At 40.9% G+C, this 18175-nt stretch carries 17 protein-coding genes and 3 tRNA genes; 10 read left to right on the top strand and 10 right to left on the bottom strand.

Going from position 1 to position 18175, the window contains the following annotated elements; genetic code table 11:
• Nucleotides 1–78 precede the first annotated feature (78 nt).
• Both AC2FA3_RS00145 and AC2FA3_RS00140 read left to right on the top strand, forming a co-directional pair.
• Nucleotides 79–1278 (top strand): type I glyceraldehyde-3-phosphate dehydrogenase, encoded by a 1200-nt coding sequence (locus tag AC2FA3_RS00145; protein WP_490507765.1) that lies wholly within the window; start codon nucleotides 79–81, stop codon nucleotides 1276–1278.
• 155 nt (nucleotides 1279–1433) lie between these two features.
• Nucleotides 1434–1524: transfer RNA gene (locus AC2FA3_RS00140), tRNA-Ser, on the top strand.
• Nucleotides 1525–1602: 78 nt separating this feature from the next.
• Here AC2FA3_RS00140 and AC2FA3_RS00135 read toward each other — a convergent pair.
• From AC2FA3_RS00135 to AC2FA3_RS00125, 3 genes are all read right to left on the bottom strand, one after another.
• Entirely contained in the window at nucleotides 1603–2349 is a 747-nt protein-coding gene (locus AC2FA3_RS00135; protein ID WP_490507764.1) for a hypothetical protein, read from the bottom strand.
• 225 nt (nucleotides 2350–2574) lie between these two features.
• Complete coding sequence (locus AC2FA3_RS00130; protein WP_490507763.1) at nucleotides 2575–2892, bottom strand: hypothetical protein; 318 nt, start codon at nucleotides 2890–2892, stop codon at nucleotides 2575–2577.
• Between the two features lie 217 nt (nucleotides 2893–3109).
• Nucleotides 3110–3185: transfer RNA gene (locus AC2FA3_RS00125), tRNA-Asn, on the bottom strand.
• Between the two features lie 500 nt (nucleotides 3186–3685).
• On the opposite strand from AC2FA3_RS00125, the gene AC2FA3_RS00120 reads away from it, so the two are divergent.
• The 4 genes from AC2FA3_RS00120 to AC2FA3_RS00105 all read left to right on the top strand — a co-directional run bounded on the left by AC2FA3_RS00120 (nucleotide 3686) and on the right by AC2FA3_RS00105 (nucleotide 6635).
• The gene (locus AC2FA3_RS00120; protein ID WP_201544929.1) at nucleotides 3686–4030 is read left to right on the top strand and encodes a DMT family transporter; all 345 of its coding nucleotides are present in this window, start codon (nucleotides 3686–3688) and stop codon (nucleotides 4028–4030) included.
• A 104-nt stretch (nucleotides 4031–4134) separates the two neighbouring features.
• The gene (locus tag AC2FA3_RS00115; protein WP_490507762.1) at nucleotides 4135–4623 is read left to right on the top strand and encodes a M48 metallopeptidase family protein; all 489 of its coding nucleotides are present in this window, start codon (nucleotides 4135–4137) and stop codon (nucleotides 4621–4623) included.
• A 104-nt stretch (nucleotides 4624–4727) separates the two neighbouring features.
• Nucleotides 4728–5672 (top strand): DMT family transporter, encoded by a 945-nt coding sequence (locus tag AC2FA3_RS00110; protein WP_490507761.1) that lies wholly within the window; start codon nucleotides 4728–4730, stop codon nucleotides 5670–5672.
• A gap of 117 nt (nucleotides 5673–5789) precedes the next feature.
• Nucleotides 5790–6635 (top strand): sterol desaturase family protein, encoded by an 846-nt coding sequence (locus tag AC2FA3_RS00105; protein ID WP_490507760.1) that lies wholly within the window; start codon nucleotides 5790–5792, stop codon nucleotides 6633–6635.
• Between the two features lie 24 nt (nucleotides 6636–6659).
• Here AC2FA3_RS00105 and AC2FA3_RS00100 read toward each other — a convergent pair whose 3' ends face one another.
• Complete coding sequence (locus AC2FA3_RS00100; protein ID WP_490507759.1) at nucleotides 6660–7412, bottom strand: type 1 glutamine amidotransferase; 753 nt, start codon at nucleotides 7410–7412, stop codon at nucleotides 6660–6662.
• A gap of 213 nt (nucleotides 7413–7625) precedes the next feature.
• On the opposite strand from AC2FA3_RS00100, the gene AC2FA3_RS00095 reads away from it, so the two are divergent.
• Nucleotides 7626–7702: transfer RNA gene (locus AC2FA3_RS00095), tRNA-Val, on the top strand.
• A gap of 262 nt (nucleotides 7703–7964) precedes the next feature.
• Here the strand turns inward: AC2FA3_RS00095 and AC2FA3_RS00090 are convergent.
• The 4 genes from AC2FA3_RS00090 to AC2FA3_RS00075 form a co-directional block, all read right to left on the bottom strand.
• The gene (locus AC2FA3_RS00090; RefSeq protein ID WP_490507758.1) at nucleotides 7965–9467 is read right to left on the bottom strand and encodes a tripartite tricarboxylate transporter permease; all 1503 of its coding nucleotides are present in this window, start codon (nucleotides 9465–9467) and stop codon (nucleotides 7965–7967) included.
• Between the two features lie 5 nt (nucleotides 9468–9472).
• Entirely contained in the window at nucleotides 9473–9928 is a 456-nt protein-coding gene (locus AC2FA3_RS00085) for a tripartite tricarboxylate transporter TctB family protein (protein WP_201544934.1), read from the bottom strand.
• A gap of 117 nt (nucleotides 9929–10045) precedes the next feature.
• Nucleotides 10046–11083: a tripartite tricarboxylate transporter substrate binding protein gene (locus AC2FA3_RS00080; RefSeq protein ID WP_201544936.1), complete on the bottom strand. Its 1038-nt coding sequence runs from the start codon at nucleotides 11081–11083 to the stop codon at nucleotides 10046–10048.
• A gap of 507 nt (nucleotides 11084–11590) precedes the next feature.
• Nucleotides 11591–12880, bottom strand: a complete 1290-nt coding sequence (locus tag AC2FA3_RS00075) for an SLC13 family permease (RefSeq protein WP_490507757.1) — start codon at nucleotides 12878–12880, stop codon at nucleotides 11591–11593.
• Nucleotides 12881–13186: 306 nt separating this feature from the next.
• Here AC2FA3_RS00075 and AC2FA3_RS00070 point away from each other — a divergent pair, with 306 nt between their 5' ends.
• On the top strand, nucleotides 13187–13912 hold the full coding sequence (locus tag AC2FA3_RS00070; RefSeq protein ID WP_490507756.1) for a GntR family transcriptional regulator: 726 nt from the start codon (nucleotides 13187–13189) through the stop codon (nucleotides 13910–13912).
• A 336-nt stretch (nucleotides 13913–14248) separates the two neighbouring features.
• Here the strand turns inward: AC2FA3_RS00070 and AC2FA3_RS00065 are convergent, their stop codons facing one another.
• Entirely contained in the window at nucleotides 14249–15022 is a 774-nt protein-coding gene (locus AC2FA3_RS00065; protein ID WP_227679435.1) for a sulfite exporter TauE/SafE family protein, read from the bottom strand.
• Between the two features lie 563 nt (nucleotides 15023–15585).
• Nucleotides 15586–16185, bottom strand: a complete 600-nt coding sequence (locus AC2FA3_RS00060) for an HAD-IC family P-type ATPase (protein WP_490507755.1) — start codon at nucleotides 16183–16185, stop codon at nucleotides 15586–15588.
• A gap of 14 nt (nucleotides 16186–16199) precedes the next feature.
• On the opposite strand from AC2FA3_RS00060, the gene AC2FA3_RS00055 reads away from it, so the two are divergent.
• On the top strand, nucleotides 16200–16532 hold the full coding sequence (locus AC2FA3_RS00055; protein WP_490507754.1) for an oxidoreductase dimerization domain-containing protein: 333 nt from the start codon (nucleotides 16200–16202) through the stop codon (nucleotides 16530–16532).
• A 423-nt stretch (nucleotides 16533–16955) separates the two neighbouring features.
• Nucleotides 16956–17702: an SDR family NAD(P)-dependent oxidoreductase gene (locus AC2FA3_RS00050; RefSeq protein WP_490507753.1), complete on the top strand. Its 747-nt coding sequence runs from the start codon at nucleotides 16956–16958 to the stop codon at nucleotides 17700–17702.
• The last annotated feature ends 473 nt before the right edge of the window (nucleotides 17703–18175 follow it).

The raw sequence follows: 18175 nt of genomic DNA, 5'->3' as shown, positions 1-18175 counted from the left end.
CGCTGATAATGTTCAATGTAGCGCGCCACTCTTTTTTATATCCCTTTATAGCGATACTTTTTATAGCGATGCTTTGTTATGCCCAATGTTATACCCGACGTTATGCCTGATTTTTCTAGCGCCACCTATCAATTGGACGCGATTTCGCAAGCAGCAACACTTTTGCACGCGACTGGCGAGCACACACGGCCACTGAGAGTGGCTATCAATGGTTTTGGTCGTATAGGGCGCAATGTACTGCGTGCCTTGCTAGAGCGCTTTGAGGTGTTAGGGCGCGCTATTCATGTGGTGGCGATTAATGATTTGGCACCGGCTGATATTCTGCTGCATCTATTAAAATTTGATAGTACGCACGGTCGTTTAAGCCGACTTGGTGTCAGCGCTGATATTGTAATTGGTGAAGTTGATACTGATAAAAATGATAGCAATACCACTATTAACAAAGACACTCAGCTGTGTCTGACTAAAAACAACTTAATGTACTGCATTAAAATGCTCTCGGAATCTGACCCAAAAAACTTACCGTGGCATGAATTAGGCGTCGATGTGGTGCTAGAGTGTACCGGACATTTTCGCTCTTATGAACAAGCGCAATTGCATATCGAAGCTGGCGCGCAGCAAGTCATCATTGGTGCAGCGCCCTTTGATGATGTCGATGCTTGTATCGTTATGGGCGTCAATACTGACGAGCTAACGCGTGCGCTACCGATTATATCGAGCGTTTCTTGTACCACGCAGGCATTGGTGCCGCTGATTGATAGCCTTGATAAAGTGTTTGGCGTCAAGTCAGCGATGATGACTGAGATTCATGCCGTGACTGCGGATCAGACCGTACTAGATCAAGCACATCGCGACCCAAGGCGTGCGCGTGCGTCTGGCCATAATATCATTCCAACCACCTCCAGTAGTATCGCAGCGACTGAACGGGTATTGCCAGCGATGATAGGCAAGATAAATGGTCACTCGATACGTGTGCCCACTATCGACGTGGCTGCGATTGATGTTACTTTTGTCTTTGATACAGCTGGCATCAGTATAGAAGCGATTCGTGAGGTGCTTAAAGCTGCTAGTAAAGGTTATTTGCTTGATATCATGGCTTATACTGATGAACCCTTGGTCTCAAGTGACTTTATCCATCAAACGGAGTCACTCATTATCGATGGACAACAGCTTATGCACGTAGGCGACCAGTATAAAGTCTTTGCTTGGTATGATAATGAATGGGGCTATGCTAATAGGCTGCTTGATATGTGCTTACACTTAGCTTCAGGTAAATAAAATAGCTTTGAGTAAATAGTTTAAGGTCAAAAGCTGAGTAAGGCGTTTTGAGCAAACGGTAAGTCATTGATTTAAAAACATCTGCGAATTAATTTCATTTTTTTAATATGAACCGCTTGCATTATCTAATGATATCTATATAATGATGCACCAATGGAGACGTGGCAGAGCGGTTGAATGCACCGGTCTTGAAAACCGACAAGGGTTAATAGCCCTTCGAGAGTTCGAATCTCTCCGTCTCCGCCAAATTCGGAAAAAGCCCTAATCAGTAATTGATTGGGGCTTTTTTTATGCAATGTTTTTACAGGTTTTATAACCGTCGGCTTATTTCGTTAGCAGCTCATCAAACTCAATTTCTTGCCCATCCACTAACACTATCTTACCTTTACTAATCTCAATGCTTATCCCTGTATTATTTTTAATCGCACGCATGACATTGATGTCTTCAATACTGCTTTCAATGATTATTTTGCCAGATTGTTCCGGCTCGATTGGTGGTTTGAACTGAGTTAACGGCACATTAAAGCTTTTACTTTTAGTCAAATGCTCTTCTTTCATGGTGAGCTTGCCTTTAAAGCTTTTAATCGCTACTTTACCGTGGTTTGAGAGCATAAACGGTAGCTTCACTTGATTTAAGCTATCACTATCACTGGTTTTGACAGGTAGCAAAGCAACAGGGTAATTCTGCGCCTTAGCAGTATCTAATTGTGGACTGGTTACAATCGGGCTTTTTTTGCCGGTTGGATTATTTGGATGTAGGCGCTCATACTCACGCTGTTGGATAAGTGCTTGCTTAATGGTGATACGGGGCATTGCTCCCGATTCATAAGCCCCGCTGAGCTTCATACGCAGCATATAGCGGCTTAGCAGCTGTCTATCACCTTCAGGCAAACGCTCAAACGTATCGCCCAGCTTTTTTTGCCATTGGTCAGAGTTGGTCGGTATGGTCTGCTTGCTTGGATCCGCTGGCGGCTGTGAGCAGCCATTGATAACAGGTAGCATCGCCAAAGTAAATGCCAATAACATGGCTTTTCTTGTATGGCGTGCACGTTTATATAAACCAATCATCATATGCCTCCTTCTCAACCCATATAAATACTAATAACTTTTATACCAATATAGCGCCTATGATAATTTTGTATGTTTGTTTATCGCTAATAGCTACTTGACGTTATTAGGTCCATTGAGGAGGGTATATCTTAAATAGCAAATTAAGTAATAAAAAAAAGACTAAGCGCTATTAAGCAAACTTAGTCTTTTTATTCTGTATGTATGATCAGCCAACCATTAGCGTTACTATTTATCTTGCAATTCAGACAACGGGTGAGTAGTGTTATTATTATGAGTCACTACAATCGCCTCATCAATAATACGTTGGCTGACACCGCGCTTACGCAGACTTTCGATAAAAACTTCATCATGAGCTAGAGTATAATCCTGATGATCGCGATCCAGTCCTTGACGAATATAAAGACGAATTAGTCCTTGAATACGTTTAAAGCCCAACTCTGACGAGGTAGACTCTAATAATCTAATCATCTCTTCAGACAAGCGAATACTGATCGGACGCGTGATTTTTTGCGGGTGATCAGAGAACTTATTTTTTATGCGCACAGGTATCATAATAAACCATTACTTTTAGTGAGTAGGAGTAAAGCACTCAGGGAAAAACTGACTCAGTCATAGCTAACCTTACCATACAACAAAAGCCGCTAAAAGAACACCATGGCCGTATTAATATTGTGCGGCCTTAGACCGATGCGATTAGTGGCTAAAAGCTACGACCATAAAAAAACCTCCATCAGATAAGTGATGAAGGTCTTTTATAATATGGCTCTCCAACCTGGGCTCGAACCAGGGACACACGGATTAACAGTCCGTTGCTCTACCAACTGAGCTATTGGAGAATAAGTTGTTTATAACGGTTACTATCGCAAGTTTTACAAAGGCTTTGGTGAGCGCGATTGCTTGTCTTGTTTGCGTTATGTGGGGCACATTTTAGCCAAGTAGTTACGGACTGTCAACCTTATTAGACGATAAATTATAAATATAATCAAAATCTATAGAAAGTTGAGCATAATTACTTTTAAAGTAGATGCTTTATTGAATGTTTTTATAAACAACCCTAATGCAATACATCTAGAATATATAAAAAATCAAATTGTGATAAAGATTGTAAAGCTTCACTCTTTTAGCCGGTTTAATTAAACCATCTCATTGAAAATAAATAAAATTTTTGCATTGCTTTAAACCTTAAAAACGCTATTTCAAGCACTGATATAAACCTATAAAATAGCCAGCCGAGCGTTTCTTTAGTGTTTTGGCTTTAATTGGCTGTTTTTTAACTTTATTTGCTATCAAGCAACACGTTTTAACCAATGTTTTAACTGATATAGGTACCTTCAATATGAGTCCAACCACGATTGCTTACGGTTACCTTGCTATCGCTATTGTTTGTGAGGTGATTGGCACCACTTTTTTAGTCAAGTCAGAGCAGTTTACGCGCTTTATTCCCACGCTTATTATGACGGTGCTTTATGCAATTTCGTTCTATTTATTAACCCAAACCATAAAAACTATACCCATCGGTATTGCTTATGCGTTATGGGGCGGGCTCGGTATCGTGTTGACCTCATTGGTGGGGCTGTTCTTCTTTAAGCAAACGCTTGATACCGCTGCCGTGGTTGGTATTGCGATGATTGTTGGCGGTGTGGTGGTGATGAACTTGTTGTCTGATTCGGTGGCGCATTAATCATTGATCATACAATATGAGAGCGTGCGCACGACTTAAAAGCAAAAAACATCTATAACTCACAATTTAAAAGATAAAACGTCAAAGATAAAAACGGTGACATATTGACCACATTAAAGTATATCGCTCATTACTCTGAGCAGATTCAAAGCCAAGCGGCGACTCTTATTAGTAGTGGCAGATTGGGCGATTATTTGGATAAGAATTATCCTGATCGCCATCAAATACAAAGCGATAAAGCGCTGTATCATTATATTAACGACATCAAAAATCAGTATATGCGTAAAAGTAGCCCGCTGTCGCAAGTGACTTATAATAGTAAACTTGCTGTGCTCAAACATGCACTTGGCATACATACTTATCAATCACGCGTGCAAGGCAGTAAGCTGAAATCGCACAATAGCATCACGGTGGCAAGCCTATTTAAGGAAGCACCGCCTGAGTTTTTGCGTATGATCGTGGTGCATGAGCTGGCACATTTTAAGGAGCAAGAACATAACAAGGCCTTTTATCAGCTATGCTGTCATATGGAACCTGATTATCATCAGTTTGAGCTTGATACCCGTTTGTGGTTGCATTGGCGTGAGCGCTAATCTATCTTGGTGACATAAAATTTATCCAACTGTTTGAACGCTAGGCCAAAATAATGGGGCTGACTATGATGAATCAAATCGCTTTTTTAAGGTTAAGGTAGTCTATGAATGAGTCAGCGCAGCAAGGTATGGCTGAGGGTAAAAAAGCGTGGCTCATTCCTGTGTTATGTCTCATCGCTGGTGGTGGATTGATCGGTATTTCTACCAATCTAGCAAAGTTTGCCGGCGAAGTAGGTCTGACGCCGCTAGCATTTCTGTTTTGGTCCATTACTGGCGCGGCGTTTATTTTATTTAGTTATGCATTTCTACGTCATGAGCTGCCGCCTTTAAGTAAAGCAACGCTGAGCTATTATTTGGTTGCCGCATTAGTCAGTGTGGCAGGCTCCAATCTAATCTTTTTCTCCGCTATTCCACATGTTGGCGCAGGTTTTGTCGCGCTGATTATTTCGCTGCCGCCGCTCCTGACGTATCTGGCAGCCATCATCTTAAAAGTAGAGCGCTTTACTAAGCTGCGCGCACTTGGCGTGTTCGCTGCACTTGCTGGAGTAGGGGTACTAGCGGCGCGTAAATTTTCCACGCCTGATGCCAGTGTCTTTTGGATTGGTCTTGCGCTTTTTGGCCCGGTACTGCTGGCGATTGGCAATATTTATCGCACCTTATATTGGCCAAATAATCTTTCGCCAAGCGCGCTTGCACCCGGTATGCTCATAGCGGCCTCAATGCTCCTGGGCTTAGTCAGTATCATGCCGCACTTTTCACTGGCAGTGCCGCCGACAGAGATATTACCGTTAGGGTTGATTGTGGTGCAGGCATTCGTTTTTTCTGGTCAGTTCTTACTATTATTCTTACTACAAAAAACGGGCGGCCCAGTGCTACTCAGCTTATTAGGTTCGGTCGGAGCGGTCGTTGGTGTACCTGTTGCCATTTTCTTGCAAGGGGAGAGTCCGCCAGAAGGGCTGTTTTTAGGCGCTTCATTGATAGCGCTAGGTGTCGTATTAGTCACATATGGCGGAGTAAAAATGGCGACATCTATACCAGATAAACGCTAAGATAGTGATATATTAACTAACTTATGTTGGTATTATTAACCACTTATAAAGGTTCTCAGTCTCTTCATTTGCTTTCAAAGCTTTTTACCTGCAAACGTAATGTTCAATAGGTGACATATGGATGTGTTTTCATATTGGCAAGGGTTTTATAACGACCCTTGGTTTTGGCAGTTCCCCATGGCGACGCTTGCAATCAGCACGGTAGCCTTTCTAGCAGTCGCTATTCCGTGGACAATAGTTGCTTGGCGCGACCCCATATCCTTGCGTAAGTATAAGATTCAACAAAAACCGTTTGAGATGAAACAGTTTTTATTACCTTCTATCGGTCGCATCATTGTTAATAACATTGTTTTAGCCGCACTATTGGTGCTGGCTTGGCCGCTATTAGAGCTGACCGGCGTTCATAATGGTGAGATGCCGGTTTGGTATATTATCATCGCCCAGTTGATTTTTTTCGTGCTGCTTGATGATTTTTTATACTATTGTATGCACCGTTATATGCATGAAAATAAATGGCTGCTAAGAAATATCCATAGTGTGCACCACCGCATTCGTAATACTTGCGGTATCAATGGCAATTATATGCATTGGGTTGAGTATTCATTGACGGCGTCGCTGACGTTAGTGGGTCCAATCATTCTAGGGACGCATATCTATGTGGTCTGGATGTGGGTGATTCTACGTCAAATCGAGGGCGCGGATGGGCATATTGGCTACGATATTCCGTGGAATCCCGCGCATTTATTACCTGTGTACGAAGGCCCTGTTTATCATGACTTTCATCATGCCAAATTTAAAGGCAATTATGCGGGGTTTTTACCTTACTTGGATAAATACTTGGGCAAGACCCATATCCCCGCTTATCTTAGCTATCTTAAAGGTAAGAAAAATGGTTTAACGCCGCTAGAAATTGAGCAAAACGAGTTAGCCGCTAAAAAACGCAAAAAGCAGATAAACCGTTGAGTTTTTGGTTTTCAGAAATTATGTTTAAATATTAGTAGTCTTTACCATACGATTGAGCATGGCTGCTAAGCGCGCATTGTTATCGGTGATATATTTATCGCCAAGCGCAATTATCTCAGCCGCTGATTGTACCGTTTTGGGATAGGTGACAAGCCCTTTTTGGATGGCGTTGTTGCCATTTGCTACCATCTTAACAATGCTTTCTTTAGTCACCTCAAAATGACATTGCCAGGCCATGACCCAAGTACCGAGCGCTTTATGCCGCGGCGTTTGATAAAGAAAGCCTTGATTGGGCCATGCTGCTGACGTCGCTAAAGGAATCGCTCCTTGTGGATATTTAAAACCATCGCCATGCCAATGAAAGACGGTAAAGGGCTGTTTTGGCAAGTCTTGTAATAAAGGATGCGCTTGAGCGTCTTTAGTCAACTGAATAGGTAGCCAGCCGATTTCTTTTACGCGCGCTGGCTGCACGTTGGCGCCCAAACAATGCGCAATAAGCTGGGCGCCTAAACACACACCAATCACTGTTTTCCCGCTGTCTATACTTTGTTTAATCAGCCGTTTTTCATCTATCAACCAAGGATGGTCGTCCTCATCATGGACACTCATTGGCCCGCCCATTACGATTAACCAATCAAAACTGTCGCGCGCTGGTAAGGCGTCTTGATTATAAGAGCGGTTGTAGGTAATCGTATGCTGATGATTATTTGCCCAGTGCTTAATATAACTGAGGTCTTCGTAATCTGTATGAAATAAGGCGTGAATGCGTAAAGTCATGTGATAGTCTTTATTAAAAAGTTATGTTTTTATGATATTAAAAATCTACAAGGTATGAGATATCTTAGATAGTGGCGTTTCTATTTAGAAACGCCTGATTTTCTTAAGTGCTTCATTATAAAGCTTAAAATTAAGTATTCTAATAATAACCTAATATTGTGATAGAAAAGGCTTGCAAAGTTTTAAAAACTTGCTAAAATGCATGACCTAAATAGGCGTATAGCTCAGTTGGTTAGAGCGCTACCTTGACATGGTAGAGGTCAGCAGTTCGAGTCTGCTTATGCCTACCAAATTTAGAAAGCCCCAGTTTAACGACTGGGGCTTTTTTTGTCTATAAAATATAGGCTGTAGCAGAAAATCTCTGCTCGTATCACTCTATATTCATAATTCTTTAATCAGCTCTGAATGACTCAAAAAAAGAGGCAGTGACCAATACAGTGGTTTTGAATGGGGTATTTAAAGGGTATACATTGCTCGATGTAAAAAAACGGCGGTCATACATAGAGCACAACCACCGCAGGTAAAGTATTTTTATAATAGAATAGCTAGAACCTAAACAGCAGGCTTAAATTTTCTGCGGTAGATACTGCGTATCACAGGCATAAAGACCATTAAAATAGCCAATAACCATAGTACGACAGTAATAGGACTGCTCCATAGAATACTCAGCTCCCCTTGAGAAATAGACAAGGCGCGTCTTAAATTAGATTCCATTAGCTCACCCAATACATAGCCCAAAATAAGCGCTGACAACGGGAAGTTTAATTTACGTAAGAAATAACCGAAGATACCAAGCGCTACCATAAATACCAAGTCAAAGGTTGTGCTATGGATTGAATATACCCCAACGAAGCTGACGGCAGCGATGCCTGGTATTAATATATAATTTGGCACATCAAGTAATTTGGCAAACAAACCAACCAAGGGTATGTTCATAATTAACAAAATGACGTTACAGATAAACAAAGAGGCGATAAGACCCCAAACGATATCTGGCTGCTCAGTAAATAACTGCGGACCTGGTGTAATGTTATATAAAGTTAGGGCACCCATCATGACCGCTGTTGTACCAGAACCTGGTACGCCTAACGTCAGCATTGGCACAAATGATCCACAAGCTGAGGCATTATTTGCCGCCTCTGGTGACGCGACGCCACGAAGATCACCGTCACCGAAGGTACCGGTATCACCAGCGATTTTACGTTCACTGGCATAGGTCATGGCACTGGCAATGGTAGCCCCTGCACCTGGTAAAATACCAACCACAAAGCCCATTAGGCCACTACGTATCATAGCGCCTAGTGTAAAAGTAAACTCTTTAAAATTTAATAAACTGCGCTTACCTTGTTCAATGACCTTGTGACCAGTAGTAGTTTTTTCGAGCAAGATTAAGATCTCACTCACACTAAAGAAACCAATAACAATGGTGGTAAATTGAATACCATCAGACAAGTTGACAGAATCAAAGGTAAAGCGGTAAATACCAGTCACGGCATCGACACCGACCGTTGCTAGACCAAGACCAATTAACGCGGCAATGCCCGTTTTAACAGGTTGATCACCCACCAAACCGCTTAGGCAGGTAATCGCAAATACCATCAATACAAAGTATTCAGCGGGTCCGAATGAGATTGCCCACTTGGCTAATAAAGGGGCAAATAGTACCACACCGATTGTCGCGATAGTGGCGCCAACAAAAGAGCTAACAGCCGATAAAGACAAGGCAATACCAGCCTTGCCTTGCTTTGCCAGTGGATAACCATCCAAAGTCGTCATAATAGCACCGGCATCACCGGGTACATTAATGAGAATGGCAGAAATACGACCACCGTATTCACAGCCAAGGTAAACGGCTGCAAGCAGAATGAGCGCGCTCTCTGGTGGTAAGCCAAGTGCAAAGGCGAAAGGCAGCAATATTGCCACACCGTTGATCGGACCAAGACCCGGCAACATGCCCACAATCGTACCTAAAAAAGCACCGATCAGTGCAATCAGTAAGTTCTTTGGGGTGGATGCGATAGCAAAGCCATGCATCAAAAAATCGAAAGTATCCATATTGGCTATCCTATTATCCCTGACAACAATCCGAGTGGTAATTTGACATCTAAAAATATGTCAAATAAGACATATAGGCCAATACTGATTAAAACTGAGAAGACAAGACTTTTGAGCGGATTACCTGCAAACAGCAAACCTACTGCAAAAGACATTATGATAGTAGAAAGAATAAAGCCTAAGTCTTCAAAAATAAGACCGTAGACTAATAAAGCGAGTGCACAAAGCACTAGATTTTTGATGATTGGTTTAGTAAGCCCCAGTTCAATAGGCTTAGTAAAACGTGCTGGACGAAAAGCGACCACTAAAGCGCCAAATGCCAGCAATGAAAAGATTAAAATAGGGTAAGGACGAGGACCAATCGGATCATAAGCAATAGGGGCTACATAACCGATCGCTAAGTATATTAAGAATAAACTAACCAGGGCCATTATCCCAGAAAACAGACGTTCCATTGTCATAAGGAGACTCCTTGAATTTTGGGGCAAAAAGGCTGACATATTCATCTTTTGTCAGCCTTTTAAAAGTACGATAAAGCTTTAATAGTCAATCAATTAAATAATTGAGTCTTAATATTGCTATTTTGCTTCAGCTTCAACAAGACCATATTCAGCAGACAATTCACGTAACTCACCCGTCTGCTTATAAACGTATGCTTGTAGCTCTTCGCCAGTCATAGCAAATGGTAGTAATTCTTGCTGCTCACGTATCTCAGCGAATTTTGGATCAGCAAGCATTTTATCAAAGGCCTGTTTCCACCAATTATAAGCGCTAGGGCTAACGTCTGGTCCCATATAGAAGCCACGGACAACTGGCCAAGTTACATCGTAGCCTTGCTCTTTTGCAGTAGGAATATCGGCCATAGAGCCACCCAACCTTTCATCTGCAAATACGGCTAGTACACGCAGCTTACCAGCAGTGGCTTGTGGCATAATCTCAGCAATACCCGCACTAACGGCTGTAATATGATTGCCCATTACCGCTGTTATGGCCTCACCGCCACCTTCCATCGCAACATAAGTCATATCACTAGGATTGACGCCAACTGCTTTGGCTAAGATAGCGGTTTGCATCCAATCTTGACCACCAACACTACCGCCAGCACCAAAGCTGATAGCTTTAGGGTTCTTTTTGAGCTCAGCTACCAAGCCTGCTAGATCTTTAATCGGTGAATCAGCATTGACGGCGACTGCGCCATAATCAGTACCGACACCCGCCAGCCATTTCACATCTTTTTCAGTGAATTTACCAAATTTACCCTGCGATAAATTGAGGATAGAACCAGTGGAGAACGCAATAATGGCATTGCCGTTAGCGCGATCATTAGCAACAATCTTGTTATAAGCAACAGCACCTACGCCACCTGGCATATAGGTAACCCGCATAGGATCTTTTAGGATACCCGTCTCTTTTAAGCCCGCCTGAGCAAGCTTACAAGTCAAGTCAAAGCCGCCGCCTGGTTTGGCAGGTGCAATACATTCCGGACGTGAAGGTGCGGTTAGCTCACTTGAGCCGTCTGCGGCAGTCGCATCTGTACTGGCAGTTTCGTTTGGCTTGTTACAAGCGGTCAAAGATAGGATAGACAGGCCAAGAGCCAGATAAGATAACTTTTTCACACGACACTCCTTGTGTGTATTTTCACAGTAAAAATTCAAGAGGATTTTGATCAAAATAAATAGAGTTATTACAGGTCAAGCTACGACCTCATTAACGAGGTTACTAAACTTCGTCAAAATATGTTTTTTTGTCACTATGTAAAAGTAACAGAATATTTTGTAAATGACAAGAAACATATGTATGTATATATGAATTTTATAGTAATATATTGACTCAAAGATTAATTATTGGTCTTCTTTTATCAATGTGAAAGATAAAAGAAAATATCCTAATTTTCATTAACGGAGATGGTTTTGTTAATGAAAACAAGTAAATATGGAAAGGTATCGGCGGTATAAAATATCCAAATATACTGAGAGTCACATTGATATCAGTATCATTATGATGCTGTGATAAAGATTTAAGTAGTTATGTATTTAGTGGGAAGAATAGATATTTTGGGATCAAGCTATAGCAAGCAGGTGTAAAAATATTAAAAAACCACGGTATATTTTACTTATGAGCCGTTAAAAAATGAACTGGATAATTAGAATTGCGAGTATTCCAATACCAATATCTAAGGGCACAGCCCTGAATAAGAGCGCATTAAAAAGCTTGCCTTTGTCTATAACGACTTGAGAGGCGCCTAACATCAGACTACCTCCTGATGAGAAAGGGGATAGTGATGAGCTTTGTGCTCCCACAACGATACAGGTAAATAGTAATAAAGGGCTTAGTCCAGAGGCAACGGCTAGAGGCAGCACCATAGGAAATAAGGTAGGAGCGACTACCCCGAGTGTACTGGCAAATATCGACATAATGGCGCTAATAACAAAGACTAAAATCGGTATCATCCAGATGGGTACGTTGGTACTTAGCCATTCTGTCAGCTCATAAATAACGCCTATTTCCACTCCGAGGCTGATTAACATACCGACACCACAAATCATAATGAGGGTATTCCAAGGTATTAAAGCAATCACTGCTTTTTCATCGCCTAGCTTCAAAAATAAGCTCACTAAAGCAAAAAAAATGGCGATAAAACCAATGTCAATCCGAGCGTTCAAAAATTGAACCGCTGATACTTGTGGCATGAGTAGATTTAAAATGGGCACAATAAGTACAATAGCCATCATAATAAAAATCAGTATAAGAGATTGTTTTTGCTTACTATCAAAGGGTTCTGGTACGGTCGTTTGAATCGCGATTTTGCTGTTTTTGGCATTGATCAAGCTGTAACCGCCCAATACAATCACAGGCATTAAAAAAGTAACAGCGAAGATTCCCAATACATAAGTAAAAGTATTATCATTTGCGACGCCTGCGCCGCGCATAAGCTCTCTAAAAATAACACCGCTTTGTGAGGTGATAAAGTTAGCGCCAGCTAAAGCACCATAGTTAACCGATAAAGTAGCAATGACAAGATTCAAGTTAGTGCGTTTAGACAACAGCAAGATCATCGGTGCCATAGTAGCTAAGACTGTATAATAACCAGCCCCTAAGCCTGCAATAATCGTGGCCACAAAGAAAATAATTAACGGTAAGAATGCGGGAAAGTGACGGCACTTATAGATTAAATGATTGGATAGCTTTTCTAAAGCACCATTAGCTAAAGGAAAATTGTAGAAAAGAGTCACGGCAAAAATAACGAAGAAAATCTTGATAGGCCATAGCTCAATAATTTCATATGACTTCAGCCCCATACCAAAACAACCGATAAGGTATGAAAAGGCAATAGCAAATAGGCCAATATTGATTTTAGTGATATAGCCCAAAATGATACATATTACGATGGCGGCTAGAATATAAAGAGTCACGACTACCCCTTGACCTGAACTGTATGAATTCTATAAAAAACCATAGCAGTTTTTACAGAGTAAAGAGCATTACGCTAATATTGACGGATAGCTTTCTAGATTAGAAGCTTATCTAAGCTTTAAAAGTGTATCTGATTGAGTAGAATGATAGCAAAAAAGATGACGTTAATTAGATAAAATTGACCACCAGTACATAGGTGAATATTAATATTAAAGTGATTCGGTATGTCCTGATTTTTACAGTAATAGCAACGCTTGACGAGATTGAGACAATTAATAAAAACCTTTCCATTGTGGTGAAAAAAAATGTTAAATAATTTTAAAGATTTCAAAATCCCACGCTATGAGCAAGTGCGTTGGAACATACAGACGTTATTGACAGAGAGTAAATGGGATGAAAGTACGCCTTTACCTACGGAACAGGAGTTTGCAGATAAATATGAGGTATCGGTAGGAACTGTTCGTAAAGCTGTCGAAAAATTAGTAGAAGAGGGGGTTTTAATAAAGCAGCAAGGCAAAGGCACTTTTTTAAAGCGTCCAGATTTTGAAAGCTCATTATTAAGATTTTTTAAGTTCCGTGATAAAGACGCTTGCTATGACACACCGACGGGCGTAGTCAAAAAAATCATGGTAATAGATGGTATTGATGATATTAATGAAAAACTAAATATAGGTAAAAACGAAGCTTTAATTTATATAGAACGTATGCGTATGGTTGAAGATAAAGTCTTGTTGAGTGAAAGGATTTGGTTACCTAAGAGTCGTTACGAAGCCTTTGCAACCTTAGACACTGAAGATTTTGAGAATCTTCTCTATCCGTTTTACTATAAAAAGTGTGGCCAGTTTGTGTCGTCTGCCATAGAGATACTGTTTTTTATAACCGATCACAGTGACCCTTATTTAGGCAATGCTGAGCAAGAAAGCTTGGTTAAGGTATGCCGTATCGCTAAAAATCTAGAAGGCGATCCTATCGAATATAGAGAATCCTATGGGCTAGCAGAGAAGTTCAGTTATAAAATTAATATTATTTGATGGTCGCGGCGTGTCATCGGTTAAGCTAAGCGACATAAGATAGCAGGCAGTAAGTAAGGGTCCTACTTTAGCGACTGCAAAGCAGTTAGGTATAGCAAGGTAGACCTTATGTTATGGGCAAAATAAGGCCAAGCAAGGCAGTCTTGTCAGCACTAAGCAATATAATCCTAAGATCATAGTAGCGGCCAACAAAGTAAGTTTCTAGAGTGCGTGGGCTATATACTCTATGCCATTCTTAATACATACGTAGAGCTCCACGTTCAGCAAGCATTTATATCTATTGTACTTTCAGGGTTTTTGTATCTAATTAGGTATCTATATCAAATCAATGGTGTATTAGAACAACACATTGACGTTTCTTATTATCATTACTATGCCACTGATGACCATTAGAATGAGCAGCATTATCCTAAACTGACTAATACTCATTCCCGCCAAAAAGCGTTTACCAATGACATTGCCAACAACGGCACCTAGCCCTAATACCAGACCATATATCCAAAGCTTGGCAGTGATTACGCCAAAAAAACTGTAGCTAGCTATTTGTACAATACCTACAAAAAAAGAATTAGCGGTTTTAGTGGCAATAAGGTTTTCTTTTTCTAGTCCGGCATTCATATAAAAAGGGTTAAGGATAGGACCGAGACCACCCACCAATGTACTCATAAACGCAACGACAAAGCCCAAAGGAATAAAGCCTGCTTTTGGCATATCAAACGTTTTATTTACCTTACCAAACTTATATTGGAAAATAGTAGACACTAAAAATACGCCAACCAATAACTGAATCCAGTTTGCATCTAAACGACTAAAAACTAATGCTGCTAGCCACGCGCCTACGATGGCGCTTGGTACATAGTATTTGGTTAATGACCAATCAATATCATTCCAGAATAGATACAGCCGCGAAGCATTACTAATGAAGGTAGCCAAATTGATCACAGGTGGTGCAACTGCTGGTCCTATCATCCAAGAGGTGGTCGGTATCAGTAGCATAGCACCGCCACCACCCGATATAGTAGAAATGATAAAAGCAACCATGCCAGCAGTAAACAAGCCTACTAAGTGCCAATTCGGGATGGCTTGTAATAGATCTAAAACAAGGGACACTATAAAGTCCTATTTCATAAATTATATCAAGTAATGATTTTTCCCATAATCAATACATAGCTCATAAAAGGCTTGAAATGGCGGTAGGATGTATTTATTCGCCCGTTTAAAGACACCAGTTTGTCTGTTCAAAGAAGGGTAAAGTAATGCTATCCAGGCCAGCTCTGGTTTAGTAGAAAAAAAAGAGTTTTGGTAAGGTGGTGATGCTAAGATCATACCGCAATAATGAAAACAGTGAAGCAATATTTTCTACCGTGTATCGAGTGACCCCTGCGTCAAATCCGTACAGCTAAACTTGGGAGATTTTAGTTACGCAGCCTGACAATAAAGTCAAATCACATCTGTCTTTAAAACAGACTGTTATAAGAGGTTCCATTAGATCAGTCTATTAGTAGGTTTAAAGGGTGAAATGACTGGTTTCCTTGGGATCTACCCTAACTGAACCACTAAAAACTGACTTTTTCTATCTAAAATTATTTGTCATAACGCTTTTTATAGGAACACTAGAATTATTAAAATGTTTAATTCTAGATGGTAAGTTATGCATTTTGCCTATCTAGAAATTACAGATATTTAATATTTATTTTTTTAGTAAAAGTTACTGGTGGACGGTTTTCTTTAAAACGCAGCAAACGCAAAGCATTAAGCGTGACTAGCACCGTTGCGCCAGTATCAGACAACACCGCGATCCATAAACTAGTGATTCCTAGTACAGTAGTAATTAGAAACACTGCTTTTAGGCCCAGCGCAAAAATCACATTTTGATGAATGTTAGAGAGCGTCGCTCGTGACAGTGCAATCAAATGAGCGACGTCGGCCACGCGACTTTTCAATAGTGCAACATCAGCCGTTTCAATGGCTACATCAGTACCACCGCCCATCGCGATGCCAACATCTGCCGTTGCTAGCGCTGGCGCATCATTAATACCATCACCAATCATCGCTATTTTATTATTGTCTTTCATCTCATTGAGCAAGCGCAGTTTATCTTCGGGTAACAGCTCAGCTTCCCATTCTATGTCTAAATGATTGGCAAGCGCTTGAGCGGTTAGGCAGTTGTCGCCTGTCAGCATAATGGCGCGAACACCCATTGCTTTGAGCTGAGCCACACCTTCTTTGGCATCGTCTCGCAGCTCATCTCGTAGTGCCACTATTCCAAACACTTCACTCCGTAGGTATGACCCAAGCTCAAGCGGAAGAAGGTCATGACTGCATTGTTGAGATCATAGATTACACTGCGCTGCCGCGCGCCGTTATGGATGCGCGAACCGACGGATTCTGCAAAATTATCATCGATAAAGATACGCAAGAGCTACTGGGCGCGCATGTCCTCGGCTCTTACTCTGTCGATGTGATTCAGGTTGCAGCCACTTGTCTGGCGGCTAAAATGAAAATTAACGAAATAGCTAATTTAGAATTGGCATTTCCGACGTTTACAGAAGCCTTGGGTATGGCGGCTCAACGCATCTGTAGAGATTTACGTGTAGAGAATAAAGAAATTAAAGAATAACTATTTATTTACTTTTCTATAGCAATAATAGCGATACTCTCCATAACCTCAAACAATATCACTCAAACAAATACTCACTAAAATAAGGCTTTCAACGCGGTAGACTAAAGGTGGTAGGTAAGATCGAAGTCTTTTTAGTTTCAGCTTTAGTCATCATTGGTATGATCGCTGCTATTGTTCTAGGAGTGGTGAATTATTTAACGCTGCGTGAATGTACTTTAGTAGAAAGATATAAGAGCGGAAGCTATTAGACCAAGGAATTATTAAAGTTCAATTTACTATGGCTATTAGGCTCATCAGCAACTTGCTTTAAGTTCCTTCAACTTTTAATTGTGTAGTAAATTGAGCCTACTATAAAAGCAAGCGTTTGGTGCTTTGGTTTAAATTCAATAAAAATTTATAATCAAACAAGAAAGGATTATTATGAAAAATTTAAAAGATCATGTCATTATTGTTACTGGTGGGGCGGCAGGAATTGGTGGTGCAATAACCACTGTCCTAGCCCAAAGAGGCGCATCTGTTATAGCGGTAGATCTTGATGACGCTGCCGGTCAGCAGAAAGTTGACAGTAATCCTGATCATATTGCATTTCTTAAGGGCGACATCTCTAAACCCTCAGTTGCTGAAGAAGCGGTAAAGATGGCTGTTTCAAAGTTTGGAAAACTTACGGGTGTGGTAAATAATGCACACGCCTCCAGACAAAAACCTTTAATGGAGCTTACCGAAGAAGATTGGTCTTTATCTATGGATACCGGCTTAAAAGGAACTTTGAACTTTATGAAAGCCGCCTATCCAGAACTTAAAAAAACAAAAGGTTCTATCGTTAATTTTGGCTCTGGTGCCGCGCTTAATGGTCAAGAAAACCAAGGCAGTTATGCTGCTGCTAAAGAAGCGATTCGAGGATTGTCACGAGTGGCGGCAAACGAATGGGCGAAAGAGGGCATTCGTGTCAATATTGTTTGTCCATTGGCATTAACCGAAGGTGTTGCAAACTGGAAGGAAGCCCATCCTGACCAGTACGAAGAAATCGCTAAAAAGAATCCCATGAATCGTTTTGGCGATCCCAAAACAGATATCGCACCAGTAGTGGCGTTTCTTTTAAGTGAGGATAGTCAATATATGACTGGTCAAACGCTGATGGCAGATGGTGGTGATATTAAATTAAGATAAAAGTTGTATAACTAATATTGGACAAACGATTATCAAGCAGTCGTTTGTCCTTTTTTTTGTAATCTAGGGCGCGGCATCACTCTTTAATAAATAAAAAACTGACTCCTGTTGAGCCTTGCTCACTGGTTATGATAGCGTGTTCAAGCTCAACAGGAGTTAAGAATTTGATATGCTGAAGTTCTCGTCTCGGTCTAACCAAGATGCTTTTAACCTGAAAAAAAGATGCGGTACTATCAAGCGCTAGCATATGTTTTAGATCACCACCAAATTTTTTAATACTGAATGCTATCGGTCAGTAATAGTAGGGCGTGTTGAAAATTGATGATAAACTGCTGACAAAAAACCAGCGCTGGTTTCGCAGCAACAAGCTCGTTGCGCTGTCTACTTTGTTAATCAAAGACTCATACTGTGAGTGGGTGTTTAAGATGGTACTCATGTTAAAGCACATCAGCATAGGATTCAAAAGAGTTTGG

The organism is Janibacter sp. CoH_79_TC_3 (genome assembly GCF_058197955.1).
This window is presented reverse-complemented; position numbering and strand designations above follow the sequence as displayed.

What these genes read in the sequence shown, in the direction of transcription:
- AC2FA3_RS00145 (WP_490507765.1), top strand. Translation starts at nt 79, where the DNA reads ATGCCCAATGTTATACCCGACGTTATGCCTGATTTTTCTAGCGCCACC.
- AC2FA3_RS00135 (WP_490507764.1), bottom strand. Translation starts at nt 2,349, where the DNA reads ATGATGATTGGTTTATATAAACGTGCACGCCATACAAGAAAAGCCATG.
- AC2FA3_RS00120 (WP_201544929.1), top strand. Translation starts at nt 3,686, where the DNA reads ATGAGTCCAACCACGATTGCTTACGGTTACCTTGCTATCGCTATTGTT.
- AC2FA3_RS00110 (WP_490507761.1), top strand. Translation starts at nt 4,728, where the DNA reads ATGAATGAGTCAGCGCAGCAAGGTATGGCTGAGGGTAAAAAAGCGTGG.
- AC2FA3_RS00105 (WP_490507760.1), top strand. Translation starts at nt 5,790, where the DNA reads ATGGATGTGTTTTCATATTGGCAAGGGTTTTATAACGACCCTTGGTTT.
- AC2FA3_RS00100 (WP_490507759.1), bottom strand. Translation starts at nt 7,412, where the DNA reads ATGACTTTACGCATTCACGCCTTATTTCATACAGATTACGAAGACCTC.
- AC2FA3_RS00090 (WP_490507758.1), bottom strand. Translation starts at nt 9,467, where the DNA reads ATGGATACTTTCGATTTTTTGATGCATGGCTTTGCTATCGCATCCACC.
- AC2FA3_RS00085 (WP_201544934.1), bottom strand. Translation starts at nt 9,928, where the DNA reads ATGACAATGGAACGTCTGTTTTCTGGGATAATGGCCCTGGTTAGTTTA.
- AC2FA3_RS00070 (WP_490507756.1), top strand. Translation starts at nt 13,187, where the DNA reads ATGTTAAATAATTTTAAAGATTTCAAAATCCCACGCTATGAGCAAGTG.
- AC2FA3_RS00055 (WP_490507754.1), top strand. Translation starts at nt 16,200, where the DNA reads ATGACCCAAGCTCAAGCGGAAGAAGGTCATGACTGCATTGTTGAGATC.
- AC2FA3_RS00050 (WP_490507753.1), top strand. Translation starts at nt 16,956, where the DNA reads ATGAAAAATTTAAAAGATCATGTCATTATTGTTACTGGTGGGGCGGCA.